Consider the following 12984-nt stretch of genomic DNA (forward strand, 5'->3'; position numbering starts at 1 on the left):
AGTAAAATGACCATTTACGACATTTCCAAAAAAGCAGGTGTTTCAATAGCCACCGTATCACGTGTACTTAACGGAAGTTCCAATGTTAAGGCCAAAACCCGTAAGAAGGTAATGGACGTTATAGAGGAATGCGGCTACAAACCCAATGCTTTTGCAAGAGGACTTGGCCTTAATTCCATGAAGACCGTCGGCCTGCTTTGTGCTGATGCATCGGACCTTTACCTTGCCAAGGCCATTTATTTTATCGAGAGGAATTTAAGAGAAAGCGGATATAATTCGATCCTATGCTGTACCGGCTATGAGATTGAATCACGTAAGAATTCGCTTAATCTTCTGCTCTCACAGCACGTAGACAGTGTCATAATGGTCGGTTCCAACTTTTTGATGAATAAACAGGAAGATAATCGCTACATCATTGATGCGGCAGCTTCCGTTCCGATCATGCTGCTTAATGCAGACTTTGATTGCCCCAACGTATACTGCACTCTGTGCGATGACTACAAGGCAACATCGGATGTAACCGAGAAGATGATCGAATCCGGAGTAAAAGACATCCTGTATTTATACAACAGCAAATCATACAGCGGACAAAAGAAGCTCGCAGGCTTTCAGAACGCTCTTCTTACAGGTGACATACCTCTTAGAAAAGAGCTTATCCAATGCTTTAACGGAAGTCGTGAAGATATAGACGGGGTAAAAGATTTTGTTCAAAAGCTATATGATAAGGGAATTCGTTTTGACGGCATCGTTACAAGCGAAGACTTCCTCGCCGTCGGTGCCATGAACTTTGCCAAAGCAAATAAGATCAAGGTTCCCGGTGAACTTCAGATAATCGGCTACAACAATTCAATCCTTGCACATTGTTCGGAGCCCAACATATCTTCCGTAGACAATCGCCTTGAAGATATGTGCATTCAGCTTGTAAAGACACTAACAGGAACACTTAGCGGAAGCGAAATGCCGCAAAAGACGATATTCTCAGGTGAACTTATAAAAAGAGGTTCCACGAAATTTTAAAAGGTATCCGGGTTTAATCCCGGATACCTTTATCTTTTGTAACCACAATCTGTCGTAGCAGCATCCATCAACTGTTACTTATTATTCCTCCGCCGAGAACAACATCTCCGTCATACAATACTGCAGATTGTCCGGGAGTTATGGCTCTTTGACCCTCATCGAAAACAAGCCTTGCTACGCCGTTCTCTTTCTCGGGAGGATAAAGTGTTGCAGGCTGCTCTTTATGTCTGTAGCGGATCTTGGCACTGCATCTTATTTCTGTAGTCGGCATTTCGCCTGTGATCCAGTGAAAATCACGTATAAGCAGCTCATTTTCAAATAGTTCTTCATTATCCGATAAGACAACTTGATTGTTCTTAACATCAATCTTACTAACGTAAAGTCTTCTGTCTGCGGGAACGCCAAGTCCTCTTCTTTGACCGATCGTATAATTGATAAGTCCGTCGTGCTCACCAAGAACATTACCCTTGGTATCCACGATCTTTCCCTTGGGATAAGTCTTACCTGTATATCTCTTTATCATGCCGGCGTAGTCTCCGTCGGGGACAAAGCAGATATCCTGGCTCTCGCTTTTGTGCGATGTCACAAATTCGTTTCGTTCCGCAATCTTACGAACTTCGTCTTTGGTGAACTCGCCAAGCGGGAAAAGAGTGTGTGAAAGCTGCTCTTCGGTTAGATCGTAAAGAACGTAGCTCTGATCCTTATTAAGATCTTTTGCCTTAAGGAGATAAAAATGACCGTCCCTCTCTTCTATCCTTGCATAGTGCCCCGTAACGATATAATCATATCCAAGCTCTCTGCCCTTATTGTAAAGGCTGTCGAACTTAAGATATCTGTTGCATCTGATACAGGGATTTGGTGTCTCTCCAACCTCGTAGCTGTGAATGAAAGGCTCTATTACCTTCTGCCTAAACTCAGCTTCGTAATGATATATGTTATAAGGAATGCCTATCTTGTCGCAGACTGCTCTCGCATCGTTTGTATCATTTATGCTACAGCACGTTCCCAAAAGGTCCATCCCCACTATGTCGTTTTCATAAAGGCGCATGGTACATCCCATGCACTCGTAACCTCTTTTTACAACTTCAAAGGCTGCGACTGAGCTGTCAACACCTCCGCTCATTGCAATAAGAGCTTTCTTGTTATTACTCATTTCGTTCTCCGTATCACGGCATATTCCGCATATAAGTTATGCGGTCAATCTATGATAATCTCAAACCTTTGCTTTTGACAAGCACGAATAAATATAATCCATATCCATGTGCGCTCTCAAAGTACTTTCAAGGATATCATACTGACTTTCCTTAAACTGTGCATATGAAAGACCGGAACTTACATTTTTGCCAAAATAAGCTGTGATAGCTGCTGCAATACCGCCCTCGTCAAAGAGGCCGTGAACATAGCTTCCGTAGACATTTCCGCCATCACTGAGTATCACATCGCCGTAGACATTATCGCTGTCTCCTATGGTGATGCCCATGTGTATCTCATAGCCTCTGTATTCCTTATCTTTTATGCTCTCAAAAATACCCTTGGGAAAAGTGGTTGTGCCTGACACCTGTTTTCTTATCTTGTCATCACCTATCTCAGTTTCAATATCAAGAAGTCCGAGACCTGTGATCTCATTAACCGTGGATTCTATATTTGCGGCGTCACGTATCTTCTTTCCGAGCATCTGAAATCCGCCGCAGATTCCAAACACCGGCTTATCGAGCGCAAAACGCTTTATCTTAGCTTCCAAGCCGCTCTCGCGAAGCCATTTCATATCCATAATGGTATTCTTGCTTCCTGGAAGGATTATCATATCGGGATCGTCAAGCTCATAGACGCTGTCAACATATCTGACATTAACGCCTTCCTGCATATCGAAGGCTCCAAGGTCCGTAAAATTAGAGATTCTGGGATACCTTATAACAGCTATATCAAGTCCGTTTGCAGATCCGAATTTCTTATTTTCAAATTTCTCGGTAAGTGAATCTTCATCATCAACTTTGATATTCATATACGGAACAACACCTGCTGTTCTGATGCCTGTTTTTTCCGTGATCATATCAATACCGGAATCAAGGAGCGTAACGTCTCCCCTGAACTTATTGATGACAAAGCCCTTTATCCTTGCTTTCTCTTTTTCCTCTAGAAGCATGGTCGTTCCGTAGAGCTGAGCAAAGACACCGCCTCTGTCTATATCTCCGACAAGTAAGACCGGAGCATCGACAAGCTCCGCCATCCCCATATTAACGATATCGTTGTCTTTAAGATTAATCTCCGCAGGACTTCCGGCGCCCTCGATAACTATGATATCAACCTGTTTTGCAAGAGTTTTAAAAGCCTTCTTTATATCGGGCAAAAGTTTTTTCTTATAATCAAAGTACTCTCTTGCGGTCATGTTTCCTATGACCTCACCGTTTACAATGACCTGCGAACCCACATCACTTGTAGGTTTTAAAAGAATCGGATTCATGCACACAAGGGGTTCGATTCCCGCGCATTCGGCCTGCATCACCTGGGCTCGACCCATTTCAAGGCCTTCTTTGGTAATAAATGAATTAAGAGCCATATTCTGCGACTTAAAAGGCGCACAGGAATAGCCGTCCTTCTTAAATATCCTGAGAAGGCCGGCAACTATTAAGCTTTTTCCCGCACCCGACATGGTGCCTTGAACCATTATGACTTTTGCCATTGTTGCTCCTTAAAAAGAAAAGGCAGCACTTTCATGCTGCCTTTCTATATAGTCCATATTACTCTGTAAGCTCTGATGTACAATGAGGACATCTTGTAGCGTCGATAGCAATCTCTGATTTACAGCGAGGGCATATCTTTGTTGTTGCAGGTGCCTCTTCCTGCTCCTTCTTGAACTTATTGGATACGTTGTTCATGCACTTAACAAGAGCAAAAATAACAAGAGCCATAAGTAAGAAGTCGATAACTACGGTAATAAATGTTCCGTAATTAACGGTTACGGCACCGGCTTCCTTAGCTGCCTCAAGTGTAGCATATGTTCCTCCATCCAGTGTGAAGAACATGTTGTTGAAGTCGATTCCACCTGTGATAATACTGATAAAAGGCATAATGATGTCGTCAACCAGTGATGAAATGATCTTCTGGAAAGCGCCACCGATGATAACACCGACTGCCATGTCCAGAACATTGCCGCGCATGATAAACTCTCTGAATTCGGCTGCCAAACCCTTTCCTTTACCTGCTACGTTGCTAATTTTGTCTTTCATACCTTCAATCTCCCATTCCACAATACTTCGCGGTTTCAGTTACAAACAAAATTATAGCACATCTCAGTTAAAATGAAATAGTTGTAAATACAATTTAGCCCATTTTAGCTAAAATAATCAACCATTCTCGCTGACATAGATCTGAGTCCTACTCTGTATGATCTTGGCGACTTCTTCGGCACTCTTTTGACCTGCGAAGTAAGCCGCAGCTTCTTCAAGGATTATTGTTGCAATTTCCCCATCATAGATCGTCGTTCTGTCCACAGATAATATATAATCGGTAAGCTCATCAATTTCCTCCTGCGAAAGAGGTTTGATCTCTGTCGTCACATCGCCGATAGTCCAAACCAATTTTTCACCGGTATAATCATCATATGGCTGTTCAAGCATACTTTTGGCATCTGCTTCAAATCCTGCCTTTGTTGAAGGGAATGAAAAATATTTATTGTTTTGGAATTCATCATCAAGTAGTATCTTCAAAAACTCCCATGCAGCATCGGGATATGGTGATTTTGCACTGATAGCGATCCTTGAACCGGGATAGATAAGAGACTCATTCTGTCCTTCATCATTTGGAAAACCTATGAATGCAATATCTTCACCAAAAATCGCCTGTTTATGTGCCCTAAAATAATCAAATCCGGAAATAGTAAGAGGTTCGAACAAAGCTACATCCGGTCTGAACCACTTTTCAGATTCACTGTCATACTTCTGATAATTTAATTCCTTCGGGAATCTGTTTGCAAACTCAAGAAGTTCAATAAAACTATCGGAATCAAAATTACATTTCTTGTTTTCAAGGTCAATATAATTGGTCGTAGCACAAGTAAGTCCAAGTCCCAGAATATCTTCCGGAGTGGCAAAACCGAATGCGATCTCATAAGAAGTATTCTTAGCCTTGATCAGATCGTCGCAGTCTTTTAAAGTCAAAACATCTTTTCCGTCTGTAAATTTCTTCTTTGTAACGACGGTTCCCACCGTGAAATCAGGAATAAGAGCATACATCTTATCTCCGGTTGTCATTGCCTTAAGAACATTTGGAAGAAGCTCAATCTTATCTTTATCTTTTTCATAATAAGGCTTTAGATCGACGAAAAGTCCTTTATCACTGTATTTTTCGATCGGCTGTGTGCCAAATGCCATAATGTCGGGAATATTACCGGAAACTATATCCTTATCCAGCTTCTGCATTCCGACGCTCCAGTCTTCATCGGTCATCTCTACGTACTCTACGAGATTGATCTTATATTCATCATTTTCTTGATTGAATTTGGTCACTGCACTACTGATCGTATTATCAACCGCAGTGCTTGCAAGTGTAAGTATTTTCTTTTCTTTAACCTGATCAGCAGGGACCTTGGTAAGTCGCTTGATCGAAACACCGCCGGCACTATCGGGAATGGCTGTAATAAATTCATCATAGCTAAGTGCACATACCGCATCAAGAGCATTTTTAATTCCCAGATCTGAATCCAAATAATCCAAAAGCTTAACGATTTTGTGAGGCTCACGGTCATAACATGATATTGCATCCTCTGAACTTAAATAAAAATCATGTCCCGCTCCCGCAAATAACAATGTTCCGGGTTCAACGCCCGGTAATTCGGCAGTATCATTGGGAGATAGTTCTCCTTTTTCGACATCATAAATCTGAACATAGAATTTATTATCTACCTGAGAACAAACAAAAACGCAATCTGTCGCAGATTTAAGAAGCTGAGAATAATCACTTAAATATTCAACTCCCGGCTTTCCGATCTCTATTACGTTCTTAAATCCCTCATCAAAAGAAAAGGTCTCAAGACCTCTGTCGGATATAGCCAAAATGGTTCCGTTCTCCAATTCGATCAAGGAATTTACAAAAAAGGAATCATCCTCCTCCAGCATTTTAGAACAATCATATGTCTGAGTTATGTTTCCTTTATTGTCAAAGCTGACGATCGATTGCTTTGCAGTATCATTTTCATTTTGCTTCTGATAATAGCAAGCCACACCGCTACCGTCAGAAATAAAACTTTCATATTTATAGAAATCAGCATTTTCGGTAGGAAGCGTAAAGCTCGTGAGATTACCGCCTTCAGTATCAAAAGATACATATTTATAACTTGAATGTCCGGATATTATCGAACAATAAATCCTGTCACCAATGTATGAAATATCAGATACAAAATCTTCCGGACTAAGCTCAAGACCTTCAACAACAAGGTCTTCACTCTTAAATACATAGTCTTTCTTCTGAGTGCTTGCCTCTTGAAGAATGTTTTCATCCTTGGAATCGGAAGAGCCCTTAGCGGCTCCTCCTTTTCCACAGCCTGTAAGAACAGACATTATCATTGTCGCTGTAATAATAATGCTTATGCCTCTTTTAAAAATCCCCTTCATATTGTTGTTTTCTCTCTTTCTTTTATAAACATTTTTTATCGGCAATCGGTTCCCCTATCAATTGCTTTCATTTACATATATTGAAGCTCTGTTCTGAATAATCTTTGCAACTTCATCAGCGCTCTTTTGACCGCTAAAGAAAGCTGCAGCTTCTTCCGTAACTATCTTCTTTATCTCGGGATCATTGCCATCAACCTTATCTACCGAAAGAATAAAGTCGGTAAGGTAATCAACTTCTTCCTGTTTGAGAGGTGTGATCTTAACATCCGTACCGCCTATAGGATAAGAATCAGTGTAGTATTCTTTCTCTCCGCTTTCATTTATAGTATAAGGATTATCCATAGAGTTATCCGCAACAAATTTTAGTCCGCTTTCCGTAACAGGAAAACCGTATTCATAATTTCTTTTTGCATAGAAATCATCATACCAAAATCTCTTGAGGAAATCCCATGCCACTTCAGGACACTCACACTGGGCACTGATCGCATATCTCCAATCGGGAATGATAACCGATTCATTAACGCCTTCATCATTGGGACAACCGATATATGAAATCTCATCTCCTAAAATAGCACGTTTAAGCGTTCTGTAATCGGTGTATCCGGAAAGCTGCTTATACATAAACAGCGACTGTCCGCTTCCGTAATTGCTATATGAATCCTCCCCAAGTTTTTCATAATCTATTTCCGCAGGGAACTTAGCCGCAAATTCAAGAAGCTTCTTGAATTCATCACTGTCAAAAGCACATTTCTTATTCTGTACATCAACAAACTTATCACCCGCATAGAATATTCCGTATTCAAGTGCGGTGTTCTGATCCATCGGTCCGAATGCAAGATCGTACTTATTACCCGTCTGAGAAATAATGTCATCACAGTCTTTGTATGATAAAGTCTTCTTGTCGCCGGTATTTTTCTGACCTGCGAGAACTGTTCCGATAAGGAACTCATTAAACACCGAATATAACTTACCGTCATCGGTCATCATTGCCTTTTCCATGTTAGGAAGGAACTTTATCCCCTTAAGGTCTTCGTCCTTGTCAAACAAAGGTTTTAAATCATAGAAAAGACCTTTATTCTGATATTTTTTGTATGGCTGTTCATCAAAGAACACCATGATATCGGGAATATTTCCCGATACGATATCCATATCAAATTTCTGGATGGCTTCATCGTGCGAACCGTCAACAGTGTTTTCACCGTTTGAATAATCAACGATCTTTATCTGGTATTCATCATTGGTACGATTAAACTTAATGGCTTCCTGACTTACTCTCCAGTCAATAGCGATACCACCCAAGGTAATTATCTTTTTATCTTTTACCTGATCAGTAGGAACCTTGGTAAGTCTGACCAGACTGTATTTATAATCAAATCCCGGAATGGCTCCAACAATCTCACCGTCACCGACAGCTGTCATTGTAGAAATACCGGAATCAAGCTCTATCGCTGAGTCTATATAATTGATAAGCTTAACTGCTTCTTTCTTTTCAGCGCTATAACCGTAAATCGCTTCGCCTGTCGAAATATAAAGGTCATAGCCTGCTCCTCCGAAGAAAGAAATACCGAAATCCGTTACTTCATTCAATTCTTCGAGAGGCTCCGAAAGCTCTCCTTTGGCGGGATCAAACTTAAACACGTTGTCTGTACCGCCGAAATCATATGCATAGATTTGATTGTCTTTTCCGTCATATATCCTAAAATAACTTTCTTTATAAGGGCTGTCGGATTTCTGAGTATCAATAACGGTCTTTAAGCCTCCGTCAAAAGAAACCTCCTGAATTCCTTCTGTATCGGCAACATATAGCTTACCGTCACCGGAAATTGCAAGATTAAAAACATTGAAATTATATCCGCCGGCAGACTTATCGGGACAAGCGAAACTGTTTACAACCTTTCCCGAAGCATCATACTGCTCAATAAAAAGATCCTTGTTTTCAACCGAAAACTTATCAGATGCCGTAGGAAGATCCTCATCCGTTGAAGCTTCGGATGAAGCATCGCCTCCTTTTGGAGCCTCTCTTAAAGCATAGAAGCCGCCGTCATTATCTATAGTCACGTATGACAGTTCCTCATCTTTGTTTATAGAGAAATCGCTGCTTTGGACGTCTGTACCGTCAGGATTAAAAGTGACAACTTTTGCATTACCGTCTTTGTAAGTGGCGACCAGCTCAATCTTATCCCCTACAGATTTAAGGCCGCAAATATTTGCCCCTTCAAAGTCTATACCGTCAAGATTAATGTCTTCTGTCTTATAAACATATTCTTTTGAACCGGAGCTTTCTTTTTGAAGAACGCTCTCTTCGTTTTTCTTTTTGGAATTACCGCAGCCGACAAGTACCGATGCTGCCATAGAAAAGACCATAGCAAAGCTAAGGCCTCTTTTTAAGATACCTTTTATCTTCATATATACACACCTCTTTTCCTTTTACAAACGTATCTATAAATCACAAATGTCATGGGGCGTCCCCCATGACATTTGTATTAATATCAGTCGGGATCAGCTATTCTCATTGATGTAAATATTGATTCTACTCTGAATGATCTTAGCCACTTCCTCGGCACTCTTCTGACCGCTAAAATATGCTTCGGCTTCTTCGGTTATGATATTATGGACATCCGTGTTATAGTCATAGAACTTATCTATGGAAAGAACATAATCAGCTACGATATCCGCTTCTTCCTGTGTGAGAGGTGAAAGAGTTACTTCTTTACCGTCTATATAATAAATGTCATCTTCATACTCTTTCTTACCGTCAACCATTTTGTAAGGTCTTTCCAATGATTTTTTCTTGGCCTCTTCAAAAGCTGACTTAGTTATAGGAAAGCCATATTCTATGTTATTCTGGTACTCATCCGTAAAGAATGATTTTACGAAATCCCAGGCAATTTCAGGATACTTAGTCTGCGCACTGATCGCATACATTCCTGTAGGATAAATAGCTGCCTCGTTAACTCCTTCATCGTTGGGAAGTCCCACTAATGCTATATCATCTCCGAAGATTCCCTGCTTATATCTCTTATAATCTCCGAAACGTGAAAAATCGGCAAATGCGAAAAGAGCCTTGTTGGTTTTATAGTAGCCCTCATATTCATCGTATTTTTCATAATCCATTTCGTTAGGGAAGTTATTTGCAAACTCAAGGAGCTTTATAAATCCATCCGATTCAAATGAACACTTCTTATTGGGAGTATCCATATACTTATCACCGGCAAAGATAATGCCCATTCCAAGTGCAGTCTTCTTATCGGTAAGGCCATATGCGGTTTGATAAGTTACATTATTCTGCTTCATGATATCTTCGCAGTCCTGATATGTAAGGCTGTTCTTTCCCTCAGCGAATCTGGCTCTGGTTATCATAGTTCCTACCATAAATTCGGGAATAACCGTATACATCTTATCTCCGGTAGTCATTGCCTTAAGGATATTGGGAAGAATCTCAATTCCTTTTAGATCTTCATCCTTATCAAATAAAGGCTTAAGATCCATAAACACACCTTTATTACGATACTTTTCAATAGGCTGATCCGAAGAAAGAGCAATTATATCAGGTACATTTCCCGATACGATATCCATATCAAACTGCTGATATCCGGCATTCCAATTTTCATCACTATTGAACTTGGAATAATCAACAAGCTTAATCTTATACTCATCGCTTGCCTGATTGAACTTAACCACCTTCTCTCTGAACTTGTAATCAATATATACGCCGCCGATCGTGATCACTTTTTTATCTTTAACCTGATCTGCGGGAATCTTGGTAAGTCTTACAAGCTTATAATCGTCTTCAAATCCGGGTATAACAGATATGAATTCTTTATCGCTTATAGCATAAGCTGCGGGAATAGTGTAATCGGTTTCAATATCGGAGTCGATGTAATCCATAAGCTTAACGATCTCATTTTTGCTTGCGTCATAACCGCAGAAAGCATTCTCGGTTGCCAGATAGATATCGTATCCTTTTCCGCCAAAAAGATTTGAAGCATAACCATAATCTTTGGTAAAGCTTTCAATAGGATCTGAAAATTCACCGTTTTCCGGATCAAACTTTCGAATATTGACGCCGGTATCTCCATAATTCTGGGCATAAATCTGGCCGTTAGCTCCTTTATAAAGAGCATATGAATCCATATAAGGATCGTTGCCGTTATCGACAGACACAAGTGACTTAAAGTCTCCTCCGTCTGAATATGTCTCAATACCCTTGGTTGATGAAATAAGGAGCTTTCCGTCATCCAATACAAGTAAGGATCTTATGCTGAAATATCCGTCATCGCCACCCTTTGAAGTAATATCAACTTTATCAAGTACATTTCCTTTGTTATCTAACTTAACAAGGAATATCTGCTCTTCTCCGCCTTCGTAGAAGCCCATTCCTTCTTCATGTACCTCTGAGCCTTCCTCGGAAGAACCTTCAGCTGAAGCATCACCTGTCGCATCATCCTTAGATGCATCTTTGGCAGCATCGTCCTTATCCTTGGAAGAAGCTTCTGATGCAGCGTCCGCAGGAGCCTTCTTGGAATCTGTCTTTTCATCCTCTTTAGATGCATCCTTGGCAGCTGCATCATCTTTTGAAGCATCCTTGGAACTTTCTTCGGCTGCCTCATCAACGGATGCCTCAGATGAAGCCTCACCGCCCTCTAAAGTCTGAGGCTGTCCTTCCTCCTCATCATATGATGAGATTGAAAGACATGCATAAAAGCTTCCATCGGGAAGAAATGCAAAACTTGAATAATACTCACCTTTATTGGTCGGAATATCAATAAACTCTACATTGCTTCCGTCTGTATTAAAGGTAATGATCTGAGTGTTGTTTTCATCATAGTTTCCGGTAGCAATATATACCTTGTCACCGATAACATCAATTCCGGTAGGATATCCATTGATCTTTTTATCGCCGATATCGATATCCTCAACCTTATAAACATAATCCTTAGAACCGTTAACGGCCTCATTCAGGATACTGTCATCGTTTTTCTTCTTTCCTTTTCCGCAGCCTGTAACAGCTGCTACAGTCATTACGGTAATAAGAGCTACCGTAACAGACTTTTTCAAGATCCCCTTCATTTTCATAATCTCATTCCTCTTCTTTTTCCTTAAGTTTGTTTTCTTTCTTTTCTTTGCGTCTTACTTCGTAATCATATTTTTTATCAGAAAGATAGCTTACTACCCCCGATACAGTCCATGTCTTATGTCTGTAGAGATTGACAATAAAGATCACGGCCATCAATATGAGCGTGGCTCTGCAGATAAGTCTGATCAAAAGAATCAGAGCCAATATATCTTCATACCCTCTGGCAGCATTCTCCCAGTATGGATAAAAGATAGCTTTGTTCCACATACTTCTTGTGATAAAAGTTGAAATTACATTTATCAGTGAAAAAAAAGTAAATCTGTCCGTATTATCAATTACGGAAATATATCTTTGATCGAGTCCGGTACTCTCGGTAATATCTTTTTTAACAAGTCCGTCTACGGGATTGGGAGAAACTATCTCATAGCAATTGATCCCACCGAAATTGGCAGACTTGCCATCCTCGGAAAGCTGAACATTTTTGGTTCTTCCGCTCAGGATCGTACCGTACTTACATAAACTGTCATACGATATGTACGCCATAGATGCATTAAGGCCTGAAGCCTCACTCATCTTTCCCTCTTGTCTTTTGACAACTCCGGTGACATAATGCGGAACTTCATTTATGGTGATCATCTGTCCCGCAACATCATTGGAACCAAAAAGCTGCCATGCAAGATCCTCGTCTATAACAACGCCGTCCTGCATAAGGTCATTTGCTCCAAAAAACTGACCGCTCACCAGTTCAAGAGGGTGAAAGAGAAAAAAATCTCCGCCGACTCCTATAGTCGTAACATTCTCTGCAGTCTTCTTTTCAAAAGACATTGTTGTAATTCCCTGCGCCGAATAGCAACTTGTAAAAAGACACGCCTCATTCTTAGAAGCTCCTTCCCCTGAGGAAGCATTTTCTTCGCCTGTTTTGGAAACATCTATTGTCTCAACGATCTGAGGCTTGGCAGACTTTCCGCTTGCCGCATCTTCTTCGGATACTATTCCGTCGTTAACAAGCATCTGACCAAAGTTAAATTCCATCTTTTTGATGAAGTCCTGATCTATCAGCTGATCCTCCGTAAAAAAGACTGACACCTGAGCCATTCTTCTGTCTTCGGACCATCTTTCGGCTTCGTGCTGCTCCGGTAAAAGCCCCGTAAGATACCTTGAGATAAGTCCCAAAATAATATCCACAAGGAGCAAAAGAATAACCAGAAGCACGATCTTTTTTGACTTTAATGCTTTTTCCTTTATTCTGTTTATAAACGCTAATATTTTATCGGTTTTCAT

General features: G+C 40.6%; 8 protein-coding genes. 1 reads left to right on the forward strand and 7 read right to left on the reverse strand.

Going from position 1 to position 12984, the window contains the following annotated elements; translation table 11 throughout:
* The first annotated feature begins 6 nt into the window (after nucleotides 1-6).
* A complete protein-coding gene (locus tag D6856_RS00840) occupies nucleotides 7-1017 on the forward strand; it encodes a LacI family DNA-binding transcriptional regulator (protein WP_120685948.1) in 1011 nt (336 codons plus the stop codon).
* A gap of 67 nt (nucleotides 1018-1084) precedes the next feature.
* Here the strand turns inward: D6856_RS00840 and mnmA are convergent, their stop codons facing one another.
* The 7 genes from mnmA to D6856_RS00875 all read right to left on the reverse strand — a co-directional run bounded on the left by mnmA (nucleotide 1085) and on the right by D6856_RS00875 (nucleotide 12984).
* Complete coding sequence (gene mnmA / locus D6856_RS00845; protein ID WP_120685346.1) at nucleotides 1085-2170, reverse strand: tRNA 2-thiouridine(34) synthase MnmA; 1086 nt, start codon at nucleotides 2168-2170, stop codon at nucleotides 1085-1087.
* 60 nt (nucleotides 2171-2230) lie between these two features.
* Nucleotides 2231-3697 carry a cobyric acid synthase gene (locus D6856_RS00850; RefSeq protein WP_120685347.1) on the reverse strand — a complete coding sequence of 489 codons (1467 nt, stop codon included), beginning with the start codon at nucleotides 3695-3697 and terminating at the stop codon, nucleotides 2231-2233.
* Between the two features lie 58 nt (nucleotides 3698-3755).
* Nucleotides 3756-4244 carry a large conductance mechanosensitive channel protein MscL gene (gene mscL / locus D6856_RS00855; RefSeq protein ID WP_092243439.1) on the reverse strand — a complete coding sequence of 163 codons (489 nt, stop codon included), beginning with the start codon at nucleotides 4242-4244 and terminating at the stop codon, nucleotides 3756-3758.
* A gap of 117 nt (nucleotides 4245-4361) precedes the next feature.
* Entirely contained in the window at nucleotides 4362-6626 is a 2265-nt protein-coding gene (locus D6856_RS00860; RefSeq protein ID WP_147367789.1) for an ABC transporter substrate-binding protein, read from the reverse strand.
* 57 nt (nucleotides 6627-6683) lie between these two features.
* Nucleotides 6684-9032 (reverse strand): hypothetical protein, encoded by a 2349-nt coding sequence (locus D6856_RS00865; protein ID WP_120685349.1) that lies wholly within the window; start codon nucleotides 9030-9032, stop codon nucleotides 6684-6686.
* 93 nt (nucleotides 9033-9125) lie between these two features.
* Nucleotides 9126-11702: an ABC transporter substrate-binding protein gene (locus D6856_RS00870; protein ID WP_120685350.1), complete on the reverse strand. Its 2577-nt coding sequence runs from the start codon at nucleotides 11700-11702 to the stop codon at nucleotides 9126-9128.
* Nucleotides 11703-11706: 4 nt separating this feature from the next.
* On the reverse strand, nucleotides 11707-12984 hold the full coding sequence (locus D6856_RS00875) for an ABC transporter permease (protein WP_120685351.1): 1278 nt from the start codon (nucleotides 12982-12984) through the stop codon (nucleotides 11707-11709).

This window comes from Butyrivibrio sp. XB500-5, assembly GCF_003625505.1.
GTDB lineage: Bacteria > Bacillota > Clostridia > Lachnospirales > Lachnospiraceae > Butyrivibrio.

What these genes read in the sequence shown, in the direction of transcription:
- D6856_RS00840 (WP_120685948.1), top strand. Translation starts at nt 7, where the DNA reads ATGACCATTTACGACATTTCCAAAAAAGCAGGTGTTTCAATAGCCACC.
- mnmA (WP_120685346.1), bottom strand. Translation starts at nt 2,170, where the DNA reads ATGAGTAATAACAAGAAAGCTCTTATTGCAATGAGCGGAGGTGTTGAC.
- D6856_RS00850 (WP_120685347.1), bottom strand. Translation starts at nt 3,697, where the DNA reads ATGGCAAAAGTCATAATGGTTCAAGGCACCATGTCGGGTGCGGGAAAA.
- mscL (WP_092243439.1), bottom strand. Translation starts at nt 4,244, where the DNA reads ATGAAAGACAAAATTAGCAACGTAGCAGGTAAAGGAAAGGGTTTGGCA.
- D6856_RS00860 (WP_147367789.1), bottom strand. Translation starts at nt 6,626, where the DNA reads ATGAAGGGGATTTTTAAAAGAGGCATAAGCATTATTATTACAGCGACA.
- D6856_RS00865 (WP_120685349.1), bottom strand. Translation starts at nt 9,032, where the DNA reads ATGAAGATAAAAGGTATCTTAAAAAGAGGCCTTAGCTTTGCTATGGTC.
- D6856_RS00870 (WP_120685350.1), bottom strand. Translation starts at nt 11,702, where the DNA reads ATGAAAATGAAGGGGATCTTGAAAAAGTCTGTTACGGTAGCTCTTATT.
- D6856_RS00875 (WP_120685351.1), bottom strand. Translation starts at nt 12,984, where the DNA reads ATGAAAACCGATAAAATATTAGCGTTTATAAACAGAATAAAGGAAAAA.